This window comes from Mucilaginibacter sp. BGA-UO-ETr-C110, from assembly GCF_059567985.1.
Window position 1 is genome coordinate 4,921,837 of record NZ_JCAQPB010000002.1, and the last position, 20,203, is coordinate 4,942,039.

Here is a 20,203-nt window from a genome sequence, read left to right on the forward strand (position 1 = left end):
GCACATTTATAATTTATCTTCAATGTCATTGATCATGTTTTTTGCTTTGTCAAACATCTGTTGCTCTGATATACCCGATACCGGTGCATAACGTGCCATATCGCACAGGTCAAGCGTATCCAGCAGTTCATTGATCAGTCCTTCATCCAGCGACCGCGCTTTCAGTTCCGAAGCAATTTTTTCACGGTTCAGATCGGCCGCAGCAATATTGAGCTTGTCGCTTAAATAACCGTACAAGCCCCTGAACACGTTTTCATAAAAAGCTTTGGAGTTTTTGGCCGTTAACTGCGCCTGCGCACTGGCCAGGTGTTTGGCTGCTATTCTACCTGCTTTCCTTCTTTTTACCTCAACAATATCGCTGTTATTCTTTTCGTACCATTTACCGTATATCAAGGCGCCTAAAAACAACAGCGGACCAAAAGCCAGTAAACCGTAGTACAAGCCCGAGTCATAAAAACCTTCGCCGTTTTTGGTGATATCGCCACTGGTTTTAATATAACGGATATCCTTGTTCAGCAATTTTACATCCTGCTTATCGGCACCGGAGAATGCGGTCACGTTATTTTCCATGGTTCCCTTGTTCACTTTTACTTTGAAGCCCTGGGTTGGTAACGATACATATTTGCCGGTAGCCGGGTTAAAGTACGAAAACTTAATCGGATCGATTGCAAAATCGCCCTCGTGCCGGGGTATCAGCAGGTAACTATAAAGACGGGTGCCCGTTTCGCCGCTTTCTTTTTCAGCAATGGTATCCTCCGTCTTTGGATCGTATTTCTCAAAATCGGCAGGAAACACAGGGCTTAAAGGCTTTAACAATTTCAGGTTCCCGGTTCCCGAAATTTTAATAGTATAGTTGATCGGCTCATTAGCCTTGATCTCTTTTTTATCTAAAGAGGTACTGATAGCGAATTTACCCACCGCGCCGCCAAAGCCATCCGGTTTTCCTGGTGGTAATGGTTTTACATGAATAATGGTGGGCGTGCTTTTAATTTTGTATTTAACATCATTATAAGTGCCAAAAAACTGCCCGAACATATCATCGTCACTGGCTTTGGCCGCTTCCCGTATCACAAACAGCATGGATATGGGGTCAATGCTGATCGTACCGGTATGCTCAGGGAACAGGATATTCTTTTTCATATCGGCCACGTTGAATTTTACGCCTTTGTAAGTTTCCACATGCCAATTTGGGCTCTGATTTGGATTTTTGATATCCTGGCTAAAAAACCCGTTCAGATCCGGAAGTTTATCCGGTTCGCTGCCCACTATAGCTACCCGCGTATACAATTTGTACGTTAAAGTGATCTGCTCGCCCAGGTACACGTTGCTTTTGTCGACATCGGCCCTGATGAATAATGATTTATTAATATCCGTACCAGGTCTTTTCAACGTAACCCGGTTATCCGGCCCATTTTGCGATTGAGCGGCAGCAGCGGCTGCGGCAGCATTATTTTGTTGAGACGCGCTTCCCTTCACCACTTTTATCCTCATGGGTTTCGTGTTCAGCTGCCGTCCTCCCGAAAAAATAGTTGCCGGCCCAATGGTATAAGTGCCCTCCTTTACCGCAACCAGCACATAACTATAAGCCATGCTCGAGGAAGCGTTACCATTGATAACTTCCATACTGGTAGACACGTTAGGCCCCGACACTACCAGGAAACCGGTAAACGAAGGAGGCGTAAAACGGTCGCCGCTATTATTGATGGTAAAAGTTACTTCAAACTGCTCGGTTGTACTTACTTCTGTTTTACTTGCCGAAGCTGTAAAATGAATATCGGCAGCAAAAAGCAGGCTTGTACTCAGCAGAAATAATAACAATATGCAGTATTTTTTTTTCATTCTTTCAAGTCATGAGTCTTAAGTCCGGAGTCTTAAGTCTGTAGTTCCAAGTAATTTATAAAACGTGCTGTCCGAAGTCTCCGACTTCGGACCATTATGCCTGTAGTTTGCAACTACATAATCAAAATCTGTAGTCTGAAGACTACGAACATAGTCGTCCGAAGTCAGAGACTTCGAACAGCGCAGACTTAAGACTCAAAAGCACTACCATTCTTTTTCTATATGCATTTTAACGCCTTTTTGCTTTTTATTTTTAAGCTTATCCTGCGTTTGTTTTTCGTCGTTGTTCAGGGCTTCCAGCATCCGTTCCGCATCGTCTTTTGATACATTGTTAGGGTTGGGCTGCTGGTCACCGTTGTTTTTGTTCGGGTCGTTTTTATCCTTGCCGTCTTTATTATCCTTATTGTCTTTATTGTCCTTGTTCTTATCGTCGTTCTTTTTGTCCTGATCCTTCTTATCCTTATCTTTATTGTCTTTGTTATCCTTGTTCTTATCTTTATTCTTGTCTTTGTTCTTATCCTTATTTTGTTTTTGCTTCAGCTTCTCCTGCGCATAGGCCAGGTTATAGCGGGTTTCCTCATCATCGGGGTTGTTCAACAATGATTTCTTATAAGCTGTTACGCTTTCTTCCAGTTTTTTTGACTGCAGCATGGAATTACCCAAATTATGATAGGCTTTGGCCAAAACGTCTTTATTCTTGGTTGATGCCGCTATTTTGGTAAACTGCTGCCCTGCGTCGGCATATTTATTCTGCTTATACAAGGCATCGCCCAGGTTAAAGTTACCTGCAACGGTTTTACCTTTTTTACCAACCGATGCCCGGTAATTATTTTCGGCATCCTTATAATTTTGCTGCTGGTACAATTGGTTACCCTTTCTGATATACTTTTTTTCCTGCTGGGCAAAAAGGATAGAAGCCTGCAGTACCAATATGACTACGATGATATATTGCTTCATGACTTTTTTACTTCAAATAATTTTAACCCGCTTAACCGCATGTTTTTACGGTTAGATATAAAAAACTCCGCCACTAATAAAGCCAGCGTTATGGCCAGGAAAAACTGAAAGCGGTCTTCAAAATCCTTGAATGATTTGTTATCATATTCTTTACGCTGAACTTTAGCTACCTGATCCATCACAATGCTTAAACCGCTGTTGGAGTTGTTGGCCCTTACATAAATACCACCACCGGCAGCCGCTATATCCTTCCCCATTTCTTCATTGAGTTTGGTGATGATCTTATTACCGCTTTCGTCGGTACGAAAAGTGCTGTTAGCCTCGTCTGGGTAAAGTGGGATAGAAGCGCCCTCTGCCGAACCTACGCCTATAACATTCACCATTACACCTTTACTTTTGGCCGATGATGCGGCTTCCATGGCGTTATCCTCATGATTTTCGGCATCGGTTATCAGGACTATGGCTTTACCCGTTCCGTTCTTAAAATCAAATGATTTTACACCCAGGTCAATAGCCGCGCCTATAGCCGTACCTTGTGTAGGCACCATGCCCGTGCTTACGGTATTTAAAAACAGCTTAGCTGCCGAGTAATCGGTGGTCATGGGCAATTGTACGTAGGCCTGGCCGGCAAAAACAATCAGACCGATACGGTCATCATGCATCCTGTCCACCAGTTGCGAAATAGCCCGTTTGGCATTTTCCAGGCGGTTTGGTGCCAGGTCACGTGCCAGCATACTATTGGATACATCGAGCAATATCATCAGGTCGGCGCCTTTGCGTTTTACTTCTTCTGTTTTTGAACCCAGCTGCGGATCGGCCATGCCGATGATCAAAAAGGCATAGGCCACCACAAAAAAGATAAACTTGAGCCATGGCCTCGAAAACGAAACCTGCGGCATCATGAGGCGTACCACCTTTTTATCGCCCAATGAGGCAATGGCTTTCCGTTTCCAGCGGCTTACCAGAATAAACAGCAGGACAAATACCGGAATAACCAGCAGTCCCCATAAAATATCTGTATGTGCAAAACGTAGCATCTTATTTTATTATTTGGTATCAAGTAGTTAGTATCAAGTATCAGGACTTTCTTCCTTTTAACAACATCAAGAAGGCGAGGCATCTTGATACTTGATACTAACTACTTGATACTGAAAATCATGTTAAAGCTCCTTTAAACAGGGTATTTTTTAATAAAAATTCAAGCGATAATAATACCAGCGCTATGATGGCCCAGGGCATAAACATTTCTGTTTTTCTGCGAAACTGGGTTACATCAATCTTAGCTTTCTCCAGCTTATCAATCTGTATGTATATCTGCTTCAATGTTTCATTGTCAGTAGCCCTGAAATACTTGCCCCCGGTAATGTTGGCAATTTTTGATAGCGTGCCTTCGTCAATATCAACCTTCATGCGCTGATATTGCACCCCCATTGGTGTGGGCACCGGGTAAGGCGCATAGCCATTGGTACCCAAACCTACGGTATAAACCCTTACGCCAAACTGTTTGGCTATCTCGGCAGCGGTAATAGGCGGAATGGAACCGGAGTTGTTTGAACCATCGGTAAGCAAAATGATCACTTTGCTTTTGGCGGTGCTGGTTCTTAAACGGTTTACGGCCGTAGCCAGACCCATACCTATGGCGGTTCCGTCCTCTATCATCCCGTTTTTGATTTCGGAGAATACGTTGATCAGTACATCATGGTCAATCGTGAGCGGGCACTGTGTAAAACTTTCACCGCTGAAGATCACCAGGCCAATACGATCATCGGGCCGGTTCTTGATAAAATCAATAGCGATATTTTTACCGGCTTCCAGGCGGTTGGGTTTAAAATCCTCGGCCAGCATACTACCCGAAATATCGGAGGCTATCATAATGTCGATACCCTCGGTAGTACTGTTTTGCCAGCTTAATGACGACTGCGGCCTTGCCAGCGCCACGATCAGGGCAGCTATGGCCAATGACCGTATCACGATCCCCACGTGTCTGAAACGGGCTGTATTGCTTTTTTTAATGGCAAAGCTCTTCAAGGTAGGCACACCCAGCGTGCCCTGCAACTGGCGCTGTTTCCAAACGTACCAGGCCACCATTAATGGTATGATGATAAACAACCAGAAAAATCCCGGATGGGCAAATTCTATTCCTTTAAACCAGCTCATTTGTTATCCTCTTGCTTTTCAATGGGTAATTGAATGGCTTGCTGCGTTCTGTTCACAAAGGCAACGGCATTATCCATGCTTTGCTCATTATCCTGCGGCAATGGTTTCTCTTTCGCAAATTTCACCAAATCGGCCAGTATCAGTACCTGGCGCAGCGCATTGCGGTTCTCTTCAGTGATATCCATGTACCGCAGACTGGCAAAGATCTCGTCGGAGGTTTGCTCATGCGCTTTGATCACATAACGGCTTTCCAGGTAATCACGTATAATATCGGTAAGCTCGGTATGGTACTGTTTGGCTTGCTCCTGCTGCCATAGTTTTCGGTTACGCAGTTCGGTTAGTTTTTGCAATGCTAACACATGAATAGGCACAAGCGGTTTTGGCTCTTCAACAACCACCTTCTTTTTATTCTTACTCCTCAGGTAAAAAATCAAAAAGAGTACCCCGCCGATTATGATGGCCGCTTCTATACTGAGCACCAGCACCAGGTTATCCATCAGCCAGTCTAAAAAAGTATATTGAACAACCAGCGGCTGTTTAATATCATAAGCGGCTTTGGTGGTATCTACCGCAACAGTGGCTACTATCAGCTTCAACGGTGCGGTTTTAATCTCAGCACCCTCGGTATGGAACGCGTATGCCGGGATCACATATTCACCACTGTCAAATGCAGTGATCAAATAATGGTGCCCGATGGTTTCGATACTGGCGTCATTTTTATCAACTACAGTATCCGCTTTACCTCCTACGATCAAAATTTTATTGGCGATACTGTCTGCCAGTACCGGGAATTCAACCTTGTCCTTGTCCTTTATGTGTACACGCGCAGTGATGTGCAGCTGAGTTTGTTCACCTATTTTAATAGCCTTACGGTCGAGCCTGGCGTCAACTTCCGCGGTTTGCGCACTGCTTTGGTAAGCAAGTCCGGTAAGCAGTATAGTTAACAGTAGCAGGTGTTTAATAAAGCACTTTATCATCTTTTGCCTTCCCGCTTTTTAAATAATGTCATCAGTGGTTTAACGTATGATTCATGGGTACCAATGCTGGTAAAATCAACACCCGAGCGGCTAAAGGTTTCCCTTAGCTGACCGTTCCTTCTTAACCCTTCGGCTTTAAAAGCGGTGCGTACAGCCTCATCAGAGGTGTTAACCCATAGCAGTTCACCGGTCTCTTCATCCTTCATCGGGATGAGGCCCAGGTTAGGGAACTCTTCTTCATGTTTATCATAAAGACGCAGGGCGATCAGGTCATGCTTTTTATTGGCGATCTTTAATTCATCCTCAAAAGCCGGACTTATAAAATCGGAAATAATAAAAGCGGTACACTTTTTCTTGATGGCCCGGGTAAAGAATTTTAAGGCCTCAGCAACGTTGGTGCCCTTGCTTTCGGGCTTAAAATCGATCAGCTCGCGGATGATCATCAGGATATGGCTGCGGCCTTTTTTGGGCGGGATAAACTTTTCGATCTTATCACTAAAAAACAGCACGCCCACCTTATCATTGTTCTGTATAGCCGAAAATGCCAGTACCGCGCAAAGCTCGGTCGCGATATCCTGCTTTTGCTGATTTTGCGTTCCAAAGTTTTCGGAGCCGCTCACATCAACCAGCAGCATAAAAGTAAGCTCGCGTTCCTCATCAAAAACCTTTACGTAAGGATGGTTAAAACGGGCGGTCACGTTCCAGTCGATGGTGCGGATCTCGTCGCCCAACTGGTATTCGCGCACTTCGCTAAAAGCCATACCACGGCCCTTGAAAGCCGAATGATACTCGCCCGAAAACAGGTGATTGCTCAACCCTCGGGTCTTGATCTCGATCTTCCTTACTTTTTTTAGCAGTTCTTTGGTATCCTTAGCCATAAGAGCCTCACCTAAATCCTCTCCAAAGGAGAGGACTTTTGATTTGCATTTTTATTTTTAATTCTTTTAATCATTTGTTTTACTCCCTCTCCTTTGGAGAGGGCCGGGGTGAGGCCTACGGTACTTCTACCACGTTCAATATCCCTGTAATAATATTTTCTGAGGTGATGTTCTCCGCCTCGGCCTCATAGCTTAAACCTATACGGTGACGCAGTACATCATGGCAGATGGCACGCACATCCTCGGGGATCACATAACCCCTGCGTTTGATGAACGCATAGGCCTTTGCAGCCAGCGCCAGGTTGATACTCGCCCTTGGCGATGCGCCAAAGGTGATCAGGTTTTTATAGTGCGCCAGTTTGGCCTGCTCCGGGTAACGGGTAGCGAAAACAATATCAATAATGTATTGCTCTATCTTCTCGTCCATGTACACTTCCCTTACAATTTTACGGGCGCGTACAATTTCCTCCGGTTTGATGACAGGCGATGGTTTCGGCATACCGCCCGGTAATATATTGGCGCGGATGATGCGTTTCTCTTCTTCCTTATCCGGATAGTTGATCACTACCTTCAGCATAAAACGGTCAACCTGTGCTTCGGGCAGCGGGTAGGTACCTTCCTGCTCAATCGGGTTCTGGGTAGCCAGTACCAGGAAAGGGTTTGGTAGCGGGAAGGTATTATCGCCAATGGTTACCTGGCGTTCCTGCATCGCTTCCAGCAGCGCGCTTTGCACTTTGGCAGGCGCACGGTTGATCTCATCGGCCAGGATAAAGTTGGAGAACAGCGGCCCTTTACGCACAATGAACTCTTCTTTTTTCTGGTTGTATATCATGGTACCCAGCAAATCGGCGGGTAAAAGATCGGGTGTAAACTGGATCCGGCTGTAATCGGCCTGTATGGCTTTAGCCAGCGTATTGATGGCCAACGTTTTTGCCAATCCCGGAACACCTTCCAAAAGGATGTGCCCGTCGGCCAGCAAACCGATCAGTAACCGCTCCACCATATATTTTTGCCCGATGATCACTTTATCCATCTCCAATTTCAGGATATCGATAAAAGCGCTTTCTCTTTGTATCATTTCATTCAGCGCCCTGATATCGGTTGAATACGATAAGCTACCAGGTACAGTGCCTGATGAAACGTTTTCAGTATTACTTTTTAATTCTTCCATGCTTCTTTTTTGTTCGGTAGGCAAACTTACTCACCTTAACATTTTTTCGCCAAAAAAAATGCCCGCTTAAATGTTAAAAATTGTTAAATCTTTGTCGTTCGCCGTAAATATATAGGTTTTTGTCAGCCTAAAGCTCAAAGCAGAAAGCCTAAAGCAATTATTGTATAAAAAGAGGCTTTAATAACTTTTCAGATGCATATCAATGTCGCTGAGTTAAGAAGTTAGCCCCGACCCCATCGGGGTCAAAGCTCGGTAGAAAACAAAAGCACAAAAGTACCGTGCCGTAGGTACGAAACCACAGCGTTTATGTATCAGTGGATTATGTAGCGTACCTACGGCACGCGAAATGCACTGCTATTGGTTTCTACCGAGCTTTAGCAACTACCGGTGCACTTACTAATCGTTAAGTCAATGGCATTACTATGCATTCGGAAATAATCGGCGTTTGTAACCAAATTCTTATAACAGAAACAGAACGATTTGGCTACCTTTAAAGTATTATCAGCTATTGGAATATCCATGTATAAAAAACCTTTGTCGTTCATGCTGTTTATCAGCATATTATTTTTCTCAGGCATTGTTCACAGTCAAACTGCATTTAAAAACATCCCCCTTCCGCCAAACATCAGCAGTGTAAATGAAGAATTTTCGGGCATGACCCTATACGCCGGCCGGGTTTACCTGGAGCCGCAATATGGCAGTCATAAAGAAACCAAACTCGACGGCGACTTTTTTTTATACAGCCTGCTGGCCGATAGCGTTGGCCGAGTGATAGATGGTAAAGACACCGCCCTAACCGCTTACCGGGCTGTCCGCGTTAAAAACCTGGATAAATTGCCCGATTCTGTAAAAACTTATTATGAAGGTTTTGAGGCGATAACCATCGTCAACAATACGGCATATCTGTCTATCGAAACCAATGATACTTACGACTATTGTTTTTTACTCAAAGGCACACTGGATACCCTGCAAAATACCATTACCATCGATCCTCAGCATTTCGTAACCCTTAAAAGGCCCTTGCGTATTAACAATGCGGGTTTTGAAAGTGTAACCTGGCTACCCAAAGAGAAAAAACTACTGGCTTATTATGAGTACAACGGCATGCCCGGCGGTGGTAAAGGATATCTGATTGATACTTCGTTTCAGAAGGCTCCACAATCTGTAAAAGTACCGTTCCTCTATTTCAGGATAACGGATATGGTGGCCACCAAAAAGGATAAGATCTACGGCATCAATTATTTCTGGAATGGCGACTATGATGCTTACCTAAATAACGACCAGCTTAAAAATCAGGAAGAAAATATAAAAACAACCATTCCCGACCTGAAGGATAATATCACCCAAAACCCGGATTATCTGAAAAAGAAAAGCACCAGCTACGGCCGTATCGTGATGCTTAAGAACCGGAAAGATAAACACTGGAAACAAGTAACCTCAGCCTTCCCGGCACCAAAAAATAACTGGGAAGGGATAGCGCTTTACCGTGATGGCGCATTGATTATTACCGATGCCAACCGGAGCAGCAAACAGTTGACTACGTTTGGGTATGTGAAATTGTGATTTGCAGATGTGCAAATTTCAGATGTGCAGATAAAAGGATTTCGGATTAACGAATGATTTAAATATTCTTCTTAAAAAAATTCATCTGCATATCTGAAATTTGCACATCTGCACATCTAACTCAGTGCTTATCCCCAAAGCCAAACTCTTTATAGGTATTGGGCGCGCTATCCGCGTTTTTGAACGCGAAAGTGAAGGTGGCGCCCCAGCTTTCAAAATCGGCATTTTTATCTGTTGACGTCTCCACATGTACCGAGCTGATCATATATACCCCTTCGCGACTTAGTTTAAAATAGATCTGCCCCTTGGCATCAGAACTCAGTTTTTGCGGGAACACATTACCGTTTATAGTCCTGGTGTACACAATTACCACGGCATCCTTTAAAGGTTTTCCCTTAAATAATATCTGTGCGGTCACATCATCGCCATAGCTGCATTTGTATGGGTTTTGCTGTATCACTATTTCGTATGTTTCGCCAAGCGGTTTATCAAAATCCTTACCGTTGGGCTTATCAACCGCTATCAGCGTTTTTAAATACCGGTTTGTTTTTTCGACAAAATATTGCTGGTTGCTGTTTTTGGCATCCTCGGCTATTTTATCCAGGCCTTCATTATCCAAATATTTTAAGAATTTATTTCTTTCCGATTCGATGCTTTCGCTTTTCACCATCTCGATGAGGGCTATTCCGCTATTCTCCAGCTTGTAATTCAGCACATTGGCCGATGTATCTTTGGGGGCCTGTGTCAGGTCGGTCTTTTTTGATCCTTCATACAACATGAACTTGGTCAACTTGGCATCTTTATACCGGTATTCGGCGTCTTTTTGAAAATCATTACCGCTTAACAAGTGCAGACTGAGCTTGTCGCCTTTTTTCATGTTAAAGGATTCCGGCAGCAAAAAATAATCCTGTGAGCTGGCGGCAAACCCAATGATCAGCAAGAGCGTGAGGAGTAAAAGTCCGTTTCGTTTCATAGTTATTAGATAGGATTACCAAACATACAAAGTTTTAAAAACTTCAGTAGTTTTACAGTATGATTTTTGACCGTAAAAGCCTGAATAACGAAAATTTAACATTTTTTTACAAAAAACTGCTGCTGCCGCGCCTCATTGAGGAGAAGATGCTGATCCTTTTACGCCAGGGCCGCATTGGCAAATGGTTTTCGGGAATAGGGCAGGAAGCTATTGCCGTAGGCAGTACGCTGGCCATGCAAAGTGACGAATATATATTGCCCATGCACCGCAACCTGGGTGTTTTTACAACCCGGGATATCCCCCTTTCCAGATTGATGGCCCAGTGGCAGGGTAAGCCTTCGGGTTTTACCAAAGGGCGCGACCGCTCTTTCCATTTCGGCACGCAGGAATATAAGATCATCGGGATGATATCACACCTGGGGCCGCAGCTGGCCCTGGCAGATGGCATTGCCCTGGCCGATGTTTTAGCGGACCGGAAAAGATCGACCCTGGTATTTACCGGCGAAGGTGCAACCAGCGAAGGAGATTTTCATGAGGCTCTCAACATCGCATCGGTTTGGAAACTGCCGGTTATATTTTTGATCGAGAACAATGGCTACGGTCTTTCGACCCCGGTAAATGAGCAATACAATTGTTTAAAATTGGTTGATAAAGCTGTAGGATATGGTATAGAAGGCCGCCGCATTGATGGCAACAACATACTGGAAGTTTATCATACCATTAAAGAGCTCAACGAAAGCATCCGCGAAAACCCGCGACCGGTATTGCTGGAGTGCATGACCTTCCGGATGCGGGGGCATGAGGAGGCTTCGGGCACCAAATACGTTCCGCAGAACTTGTTTGAATGGTGGGCCGGCAAAGACCCGGTGGCCAATTTTGAGCAATACTTATTGGACGAAGGCGTGATCCGCCCGGAGTGGATCCCGGTTTTTAAAAAGGAGATCACTACGCTTATTGAAACAGAATTTGAAAAGGTATATAACGAGGCAGATATTGTACCGGATATAGCAACCGAAGTGCGGGATATGTACCAGCCTTACCAATTCCCGGTAACCCAGCCCTCAACTACACCTGCAACCCATAAACGTTATATTGATGCTATAAGCGATGGCTTGCGCCAGGCTATGCGCAAACACCCTAACCTGGTGATCATGGGGCAAGATATTGCCGAGTACGGTGGCGCTTTTAAGATAACCCAGGGCTTTTTGGAAGAATTTGGCAAGCCCCGTGTGCGTAACACGCCTATTTGCGAATCGGGCATAGTGGGAGCAGGCATGGGCCTGGCGCTGAACGGTTACAAGGCCATTGTTGAAATGCAGTTTGCCGATTTTGTAACCTGCGGCTTTAACCAGATCATTAACAACCTGGCCAAAACACACTATCGCTGGGCGCAGGCGGTTGATATGGTGGTACGGATGCCGACAGGTGCAGGTACAGGCGCCGGACCTTTCCACTCGCAAAGTAACGAGGCCTGGTTCACCAAAACTCCCGGACTTAAAGTGGTTTACCCGGCTTTTCCGGCCGATGCCAAGGGCTTGTTATTGGCCGCTATTGACGACCCTAACCCGGTTATTTATTTTGAACATAAATACCTGTACCGCAGTATCAGCGGTGATGTGCCCGATAACGATGTACTGATAGAAATAGGTAAAGCCAATGTAGTGAAACAGGGCACACAAGCCAGCATTATTACCTTTGGCCTGGGTGTACATTGGGCTTTGGAATATGCCGAAAAACATCCTGAACTATCCCTCGAGGTTATCGACCTGCGCAGTCTGCTGCCCTGGGATCATGAAGCGGTAGAAGAAAGCGTGAGGAAAACAGGGAGAGCCCTCGTATTACACGAGGATACCCTCACCAGCGGTTTTGGCGCGGAGATAGCTGCTCATATAGCCGAGCATTGCTTTAAATACTTGGATGCGCCCATAATGCGTTGCGGCAGCCTGGATACGGCTATCCCCATGAACAAAGCCCTGGAAGACCAGTTTTTGGCGAAGGCGAGATTGGAGGAAACGGTGGAGAAATTGCTGAGTTATTAGCCGACACCGGGGTGTCATGCTGAACTCGTCGAAGCATGGTGGGTAGGCCTCTGCGCGCGACCCTTCGACAAGCTCAGGGTGACAGGCCTTCATGGTTAAAAAAATACGTCATTGCGAGGTACGAAGCAATCTCTACGTGAGTATGTCGGTTATGCCTATTGCTCTGTATAGTTTAGAGATTGCTTCGTACCTCGCAATGACGCGCTTTTATTAAAAATTTGTCTTGTCTCTTGATCCTTATCTCTTGCCTCTACCTACTGTTTCCATTTAAAACTTTTGATCATCACAGCTATATCCTGCTTGATAAAATTAAGCACGGGCTGAATGGAATCCAGGCGGGGTTCGGAGTTAAAGTAGAGGGCGCCGCGCAGGTAATTTTTCGTACTGTCGGTCAGGAAAAACTGTGCCGATGATGCCGCGTTGCCATCAATGGTATAATAGATACCATAAACCTTACGGTCGGTATAACCTATTACACCTTCATCAATAGAAGTGGCTTTTACCGTATGTTTAAAGGCGAAGGTGCGGGCATCTTCCACCAGTTCATTAAATACTTTTTTGGAGGTTACCGGCTGATAGCTTAAATGCAGCGTGGCATGAAATTGCGGAAATTGCATATTTATCCAGCATGGCTTGGCACCCTTGGTCTTATCTGGCTCAATAACCGCGTATTTGGGATAACTGAAAGAATAAGGACAACCTACGTTATAATCCTGGTATTCTTTTTTAGGAAAAGCGATACGAAAATATCCCCTCGGCTTTGGCGAATAATCATGATTACCGCCACATGCCGCCAAAAACAACAGCGCTGCCATCAATAGCCCTGCATATCTCATACGCGATTATCTTTAGCATTCCATATCTCCCATGATCTTTCGGCTTGTAGTACCAGCATTTCGTAACCGTTTTTGGTGGCGGCGCCCTGCTCGCGGCCTTTTCTTAAAAACAAGGTTTCTTCCGGGTTGTAGATCAGGTCGTACAGCAAATGCTCATCGGTTATCGCCTCATAAGGTATCGGCGGGCACTCATCAATCTTAGGTGCCGTGCCAACAGGCGTGGTATTGATAATGATCTTATGCCTTTTGATATCATGCGGTTTCAGATCGCTGAACAGGATATGATCAGGGTGTGGTTTGCGGGTAACGGTTTTATAGGCAATACCCATGTTTTCCAGCACACATTTTACCGCTTGTGCCGCGCCGCCATCGCCCAGTACCAGGGCCTCATCATTAGTATCTTTGATCAAGGGACGAATAGACATCTCGAAACCATACAGGTCGGTATTATAACCTTCCAACCTAAAATCATGTCCCCCTATGCCCACTTCGCCGGTAAAGGCTGCCTGTACGGGACTTTCGGCAATTACACAGATACAGTTTACCGCTCCGGCTTTACGGGCATCATGCTCAATCCAATCCAAGAAAGGCAATACCGCAACTTTATGGGGGATGGTAATGTTCAAACCGCAGATGTCCGGGTGCTCATCCAGCAGGTCCTGCAGGTCCTTGATGTGCTCCAGGGGATACAGCTCATAAGCTGCGTCGGTTATACCTTCGTTCTTGAATTTTCCGGCAAAATATTTCTTTGAAAAAGAATGTGAAAGGGGGTAGCCTATAAGCCCGTATTGTTTCATGGCGTAATATTAGCAAGAAAACAGCCAAGTTTAAATATTGAATTTCAAAAGCAGATCAAGAGAGCATTCGGCTTGCTAAGGTTTGATCTCGATATCCGGGGTTTTATATACCGCTAATTTCTTGAGTTGTTCAATCCTGGTATCCTTTAGAGCAGTAAGGAAGGGAGTTATATTTTTTCCATAAGCCCTTTCGCTTACCCCGATCAATAAAACTCCTTTATGCCCCGCTTTATCCGTGTAATTTTTGTAGCTGTAAATATTGTGCTCAACTATATTTAAACTGCCGTTGCTGCTATCGCTCAATATAAAATCAAGCATTATCTCTCCTTCTTTTTCATAAAGGGCATAGTTAACAACGGGGTCTGATTGCTTTAATTTTTCAAGCTCGGCCTTTTTTTGCTGGGCGAATTGCTTAACTGTTGCTTCGGTTATTGCAAAATCCATCAGCAGCATATGATCAAAATGTTCAGATGTTTCACCAGCCGGCAAATACTCCTGCTTATAATAGTTTTCGGCAGGGTGCGAACTCCATGACAGTTTATAATTTAACTTATCAAAAGATTGCTCTTCGGTAATGTTAAAGTAATTTTTAACATCGGCAGACAATGGAGCAACAAAGCTGCTCAACAGGATCAGGGCTGTAGCTGCTACTAAATTCTTAATCATTTCTTTTAAATCTAAGATACAAAACTTTCGCCTTTTGCCTCCGCCAGCAAATAATAAACGCGATGAGCAAAGTGCCCGCGGGTATAAACAAGGCATAATCATGCATTCGTTTGGTGGTTAAGGCTGCCAAAACGGCGCCTGCTAAAAAACAAACACAAACAAAGCCAAACAACCTGGCCTCGCGCAGGGCCACCGGATCACGTGCAGGCATGGTGCCCCTGAAAAAAGCCTCGGCAAAACGACGCAGGTTGCCGGTGGTCATGACGGAGTTGTAGGTCCATTGTTCCAGTTTGGTAAAGCTGGAGTTTTGCATAGCTGCCACAAGCGATATGGCCAGCACCAACGGGATATCCGGAAACGAATCAGACAGGAATGAGCAGGCTATGAGTACAATGATCTCGAAACCCAGGCAGGTTAAAGCGGGTTTGGGCAGATATTTTAATACCGATGGCAAATGCATGCGATAAGCGATGAACACCCCGATCAAAAATGCTATAATAGGCGGAATGTGGTGCATAGCCTGCTGCCAGTCGCCCATGGCGGCGTACATCCCCAGAAACACCACATTACCTGTCATGGAATTAGCAAATACGCCACCATGCCCAACATAGGTAAATACATCCAAAAAACCGCCAGACAAGGTAAGCAAGGCGGCAACTTCTATAGAATTATCAGAATACACCAGCACCGGCGTTTGGCCGGAATTTTCTGTTGATGAATTTTCAGCTTCTGTGACCATTGCTGTTGTTCGATAGTTTTATAGGTAAATGATATTATGCCCAAGATAGCTAAACAAATTTATGGAATAGGCACAAAAACGAATAAGCCGCGAGGTCTCGCGGCTTATTTACAATTTACTGAGGGTTATTTAAAACAGGGGTTTTACTGATTAACAGCCCATTCGCTCAACTGAAAATCCACACTTCCATTATTGGCGGTTACATACAGGCGATAATACTTGTACGCCGTGGTGTTGGTAAACGAATAGCTTTTGGTTTGATTACGTGAAGGAAAACTTTCATTAGTGCGAACATCCAGCTGGGTAAATGTGGAACCATTATTAGAACCCATTAATTTCCAGCTTTTAGGATCGCGGTCAGGGGCATCATTGCCCGAGGTGAGCGCGTATCCTTTTAATACTACTGCTGATGGATAAGTTAACTGCGCCCAGAAACCGGTATCATAACCCGCCACAAAAAATTTAGAAGCCAGGTTATTATCAATCATTCTTAATGAGCCTTCATTTGCGCCTGCGCCACCGCTGTTTTCTTTACTAACGGTAAGAGTAACGGTTGTTGGGGTACTTCCGGGATAAGTTACATTCGGGAACGTTGCCTTAGCCTGTTCTAATTGAACGGTCCAGTCGTTACCTTGCTCATCCAGGTTTCCAAAAGCGGTAAGGGCCAGCGGTTTCAGATCGGCACCGGCAGCGCCGCTCCAGAAATGTACAAATTCACCAAAACTCAAATCCCTGGTGTATTCGCTGATGTTGGTTACGCCGTTTGAAACCGTATGTTTTGGGAAATTAGCCGCCAGCAAAGTGAAATATTTGTTGAGCACCGCGGTTTTTCCATATTGGGTATAAAGCGGGTACCACCAGTCTTTAAACCAATGTGTATTAGCGCGGGGATAAGGATCTGAGTCCCCTAAAACCAGGTTATACCATCGCTGGGCATCGGCAGTGCGTCCCAGGCCAAGGTATACATCATAAATATACATCTCCATCCATTTGCTGTCATGCCAGATATTAAATGCCGGCGAACCGTGTACATTTTTTGAGGCTCCTTCAACAATGTGCCCAACTTCATGCGTGGTAAGGTCCAGATCGTTACCAGTACCAGCTGTCCAGGCGGTAGTACTGTTTGATCCGCAGTCAATTACGTTTCTATAATCATGACTGGCATCCATATAAGTACTGGGATGCCCTCCGCTATACTTAGCAGTATGCAATATCACGTATAGCTGCGATTCTGCCCCGAATGAACCATAGGTTTTTTTGGTGTAGTTCCAAACCTGGGCCAGATAGGTATTAGGCCAGGTAATACTCCGGTCAACATCGTTATCGTAGTAAACCGCTACGCTGGTGTCGTTAAATACGCGGTTAAGTAGCTGGTTGTGTTCAAACCAATGCTCCTGCCAGGTAAGCGGGGCATCGGCAAGGACAGTGTTTTTCTTAGGATCGTCTTTTGACTGGTCAGTAATCTGGTTTTGTTTAGTGCATGACATGACAGCTCCGAGCAGCAGAACGCTCAAGAACGTGGTTTTGATTTTCATAGTGTTGTGTTTTATAAGGTTGATTAATAAGTTTCATATTAAATACACGCCATACGGCCAAATCATAAAAAGCACTCCCCGATCACCAAATCGCTGTTCTATAAATCATATATTGATAAAACGATTTACTAATATATATAATTATTATATCATTTTGTATTATTTGCCGAAACTTTATTTCCAATACCTTAATAATTATATTATTGATTAAATATGTAGGTATTGTGTATAGCTATGGGTTCTTAAAATGTACTATGATAAGAAGCCCACGTCATTGCGAGCGAAGCGTGGACAACCGACCGGAGGAAGTTCATTAATACCTTTAAAAACAATTAACACATTAATAATCCCCAATTAGCAGGGCCTCTTTGTAAGTAGGGGATTGCCACGTCGTTCCTCCTCGCAATGACGCGCTAAGAAAGAGATGATTACGAAAGCTTCTTTTTCTTTCACTACAAAAAACAAAAAAAGCCTCCAGAAATTAATCCGGAGACTTCTTAATTCATATAGTAAGATCAGTTATAAATTCAAAAAATGGTCAAAAGTATCGCTGCGGATACCTAATCTTAATGTTTCCAGCGGGATAATATCTGTTGGTGCAATATTCCCCAAGCTCACGTTGGCGCCTATGAGTTTAATAAACCAAACCTGCTGCGCTTTTTGCGGAGCCTCCCAAATAATGGTGCCTTCGGGGATTTGGGTCAGGATCTCATCCACCAGGCCCTGCCTTACTTCGCCAGAGTCGCGGTAAATACCTACGTTACCGCTTTCGCGGGCTTCGGCTATTACCTTCCATGAACCTGCCTCAATTTCGGCGTTCATCAGTTTGATCCATTTATATGGTGCAAATATCTTTTGCACATCTTTGGAACCTACTTCCGATATCACGGTAACCTGTTTAGCCAGGCGACTGATATATTCGCATTTGATATCATGCTCAATGGTGATGGATCCGTCAGACACTTCACAATGCTCCAGCTTGTATTTATCCAATAGACGACAGTAATCATCAAACTGATTACGTACAATAAAAGCCTCAAACAAAGTACCGCCAAAATATACGGGGATACCAGCTTCCTGGTACAGTTTTACTTTTTCAGTTAAGTTGGGAGTAACATAGGAGGTTGCCCAACCCAGTTTAACAATATCCGTATAAGCTCCACCTACTTCCAGAAAATCCTCCACCTGCCTTAAACTCAGTCCTTTGTCCATCACCATGGTGATGCCTTTATCGCGGGGTTTAGCTGTACGTTCGGGAAGATCATTGATCATATAATTCATACAATAGATGGTTATAGCCTATAACTAAAAGTTCTAATGGTGCAAATATCCGAAAAAAAACTGACTCAACTATGCAATTGTGCTAATTTCAGATGTGCAAATGATGAAGTTTTTGTAAAATTTATATGGCGATTTAAGGTGCAATATTAATTACGGGCAAAAGGCTTTCACCCTCATGTCATTGCGAGGAGGTACGACAAAGCAATCTCGTAGCTATTCCTACCCATTAGAACGCGAGGGGATTGCCACGCTGCACTCGCAATGACATATTCTCTATAATAAAATGGCGATTGATACTGAAATCAACCGCCATTTTTTTATCATTTGCACATCTGCACATTTAAAATCTGCACATCTGCTATTTCGTATACTTATTAATAATATCCACAATCACTTTGTTTTTTTGCAATTGCGGCAGGTAATCAAAAAGTATATAATGTTTGTCCGGGTCGCTGGTGAGGGCCATTTCCAAATGGTTAAGCGCCTCATTGTATTCGCCTTTGGCAAATAAATAAGCTACCATCCGGTAATAAAGCTCGGCCGCTTCGGGGTTATTTTTGATAGCTTCCGATATGATCTCGATAGCTCCGGGTAGCCTGTCCTGCTCATACAATATAGATGAGTAGTCCAGCCAGGCATCAATATCCAGGGGATTTAGCTCTACCACTTTTTCATAAGCCTGCTCTGCTTCGGTCATGTGGCCCAGCTTATACTCGGCATCGGCTATGGCAAACCAGTAATCGGCATTGGCGATATCCAGGTCGAGCGCTTTTTTATAAAAATGCAGGGCTTCAAAATAGCGTTCCTCAAAATCAAGCGTAACACCTATACCAAACCAGGCATCGGCCAGCTTAGGATCCATTTTAACCGATTTTTTATAAAAGGCGCGGGCATCATCCATTTGCTCCAGCTTTTCGTAACACTCACCAATAGCGCAATAAGTATCGGCATTAGGCTGCTCGTACTCAAAGGTGTGGCGGTATACTTCAATAGCTTCGGCATATTTTTCCAGGTTAACCAGGGCATTACCCTTGTTAAAGTAGGCCGATGCAAAGCTGTCTTTGATCAGGATGGCGTAGTCATAAGCGTCGATAGCTTTTTCAAACAGGCTCAGTTTGGTGTAAGCGTTGCCCAAATTATACCATGCGGCATAACTGTAAGGCTCGTTATCAATATACTGCTGATAAAACTGTACGCTTTCCTGCTGGTTGTCCATTACGTCATAGCAAAAAGCCAGTTCGTAAAGGGCATCCTGGTTTTCCATATTCTGCTTAAGGCAAAGCTTAAGATAGGTTATGGCCGTGTCATAGTCGCCCATGTTTTGGTACACATAGGCAATATGCAGCAGGATCTCGTCGGTTTCTTCAGCCAGGCCCAATGCTTTTTCATAATTTTCCAGGGCTTCGCCATAGCGTTCCATACTTTCGTACAGGTTGCCCCGGATAATATAAATATCAGCATCAGAAGCCTCCAGCATGGCAGCTTTGTCCAAAGCCGCGAATGCTTCGGTTACTTTGTTGGTAACTACCAGTAATTGTGCCTGTTTAATTAAAAAAACCGCTGCAAAAGGGTGTTGGTTACGCGCGTATTCTGCTACTTGCAGAGCCTTGGCCGGATCATTTTTCTCGATGTAGTAGTCGATAATGTTCTCAAACGCCTGGGCATCAAAAAAGTACTGGTCGTGATTACGGATCATCTCCTCGTACCGTTCTACCGAAAACTTTGGATCTTCGGTAAAACCAAATTCAAATTCTTCTTCCATTCAATTTTGTTTGCAGAACATCCGCTTTAGGTT

General features: G+C 44.4%; 17 protein-coding genes. 2 read left to right on the plus strand and 15 right to left on the minus strand.

The window, feature by feature from the left end; translation table 11 throughout:
• Window positions 1–6 precede the first annotated feature (6 nt).
• The 7 genes from AC57BQ_RS21145 to AC57BQ_RS21175 form a co-directional block, all read right to left on the minus strand.
• The gene (locus AC57BQ_RS21145) at window positions 7–1,839 is read right to left on the minus strand and encodes a BatD family protein (protein ID WP_496408146.1); all 1,833 of its coding nucleotides are present in this window, start codon (window positions 1,837–1,839) and stop codon (window positions 7–9) included.
• 204 nt (window positions 1,840–2,043) lie between these two features.
• The gene (locus AC57BQ_RS21150; RefSeq protein ID WP_496408147.1) at window positions 2,044–2,796 is read right to left on the minus strand and encodes a tetratricopeptide repeat protein; all 753 of its coding nucleotides are present in this window, start codon (window positions 2,794–2,796) and stop codon (window positions 2,044–2,046) included.
• The gene (locus AC57BQ_RS21155) at window positions 2,793–3,833 is read right to left on the minus strand and encodes a vWA domain-containing protein (protein ID WP_496408148.1); all 1,041 of its coding nucleotides are present in this window, start codon (window positions 3,831–3,833) and stop codon (window positions 2,793–2,795) included. The genes AC57BQ_RS21150 and AC57BQ_RS21155 overlap by 4 nt, the downstream gene beginning before the upstream one ends.
• Window positions 3,834–3,951: 118 nt before the next feature.
• Window positions 3,952–4,953: a vWA domain-containing protein gene (locus tag AC57BQ_RS21160; RefSeq protein ID WP_496408149.1), complete on the minus strand. Its 1,002-nt coding sequence runs from the start codon at window positions 4,951–4,953 to the stop codon at window positions 3,952–3,954.
• A complete protein-coding gene (locus AC57BQ_RS21165) occupies window positions 4,950–5,930 on the minus strand; it encodes a BatD family protein (protein ID WP_496408150.1) in 981 nt (326 codons plus the stop codon). The genes AC57BQ_RS21160 and AC57BQ_RS21165 overlap by 4 nt, the downstream gene beginning before the upstream one ends.
• A complete protein-coding gene (locus tag AC57BQ_RS21170; protein ID WP_370998025.1) occupies window positions 5,927–6,808 on the minus strand; it encodes a DUF58 domain-containing protein in 882 nt (293 codons plus the stop codon). The genes AC57BQ_RS21165 and AC57BQ_RS21170 overlap by 4 nt, the downstream gene beginning before the upstream one ends.
• 115 nt (window positions 6,809–6,923) lie before the next feature.
• Window positions 6,924–7,979 carry an AAA family ATPase gene (locus tag AC57BQ_RS21175; protein ID WP_496408151.1) on the minus strand — a complete coding sequence of 352 codons (1,056 nt, stop codon included), beginning with the start codon at window positions 7,977–7,979 and terminating at the stop codon, window positions 6,924–6,926.
• A gap of 480 nt (window positions 7,980–8,459) precedes the next feature.
• On the opposite strand from AC57BQ_RS21175, the gene AC57BQ_RS21180 reads away from it, so the two are divergent.
• The gene (locus AC57BQ_RS21180) at window positions 8,460–9,542 is read left to right on the plus strand and encodes a hypothetical protein (RefSeq protein WP_496408152.1); all 1,083 of its coding nucleotides are present in this window, start codon (window positions 8,460–8,462) and stop codon (window positions 9,540–9,542) included.
• 121 nt (window positions 9,543–9,663) lie between these two features.
• On the opposite strand, the gene AC57BQ_RS21185 is transcribed toward AC57BQ_RS21180, so the two are convergent.
• Window positions 9,664–10,515, minus strand: coding sequence for a DUF4198 domain-containing protein (locus AC57BQ_RS21185; protein WP_496408153.1), 852 nt, complete (start codon window positions 10,513–10,515; stop codon window positions 9,664–9,666).
• A 59-nt stretch (window positions 10,516–10,574) separates the two neighbouring features.
• Here AC57BQ_RS21185 and AC57BQ_RS21190 point away from each other — a divergent pair, with 59 nt between their 5' ends.
• Window positions 10,575–12,554 carry an alpha-ketoacid dehydrogenase subunit alpha/beta gene (locus AC57BQ_RS21190; RefSeq protein ID WP_496408154.1) on the plus strand — a complete coding sequence of 660 codons (1,980 nt, stop codon included), beginning with the start codon at window positions 10,575–10,577 and terminating at the stop codon, window positions 12,552–12,554.
• Between the two features lie 254 nt (window positions 12,555–12,808).
• On the opposite strand, the gene gldD is transcribed toward AC57BQ_RS21190, so the two are convergent.
• From gldD to AC57BQ_RS21225, 7 genes are all read right to left on the minus strand, one after another.
• On the minus strand, window positions 12,809–13,390 hold the full coding sequence (gene gldD / locus AC57BQ_RS21195; protein WP_496408155.1) for a gliding motility lipoprotein GldD: 582 nt from the start codon (window positions 13,388–13,390) through the stop codon (window positions 12,809–12,811).
• Window positions 13,387–14,187 (minus strand): shikimate dehydrogenase family protein, encoded by an 801-nt coding sequence (locus AC57BQ_RS21200; RefSeq protein WP_496408156.1) that lies wholly within the window; start codon window positions 14,185–14,187, stop codon window positions 13,387–13,389. Before AC57BQ_RS21200 ends, gldD begins: the two co-directional genes overlap by 4 nt.
• Window positions 14,188–14,262: 75 nt before the next feature.
• On the minus strand, window positions 14,263–14,853 hold the full coding sequence (locus tag AC57BQ_RS21205; RefSeq protein WP_496408157.1) for an HI_0983 family protein: 591 nt from the start codon (window positions 14,851–14,853) through the stop codon (window positions 14,263–14,265).
• A complete protein-coding gene (locus AC57BQ_RS21210) occupies window positions 14,846–15,592 on the minus strand; it encodes a YoaK family protein (RefSeq protein WP_496408158.1) in 747 nt (248 codons plus the stop codon). Before AC57BQ_RS21210 ends, AC57BQ_RS21205 begins: the two co-directional genes overlap by 8 nt.
• Window positions 15,593–15,735: 143 nt before the next feature.
• Window positions 15,736–17,127: a discoidin domain-containing protein gene (locus AC57BQ_RS21215; protein WP_496408159.1), complete on the minus strand. Its 1,392-nt coding sequence runs from the start codon at window positions 17,125–17,127 to the stop codon at window positions 15,736–15,738.
• A gap of 519 nt (window positions 17,128–17,646) precedes the next feature.
• Window positions 17,647–18,408, minus strand: coding sequence for a phosphosulfolactate synthase (locus tag AC57BQ_RS21220; protein ID WP_496408160.1), 762 nt, complete (start codon window positions 18,406–18,408; stop codon window positions 17,647–17,649).
• Window positions 18,409–18,766: 358 nt separating this feature from the next.
• Window positions 18,767–20,170 (minus strand): tetratricopeptide repeat protein, encoded by a 1,404-nt coding sequence (locus tag AC57BQ_RS21225; protein WP_496408161.1) that lies wholly within the window; start codon window positions 20,168–20,170, stop codon window positions 18,767–18,769.
• Window positions 20,171–20,203: the final 33 nt, after the last annotated feature.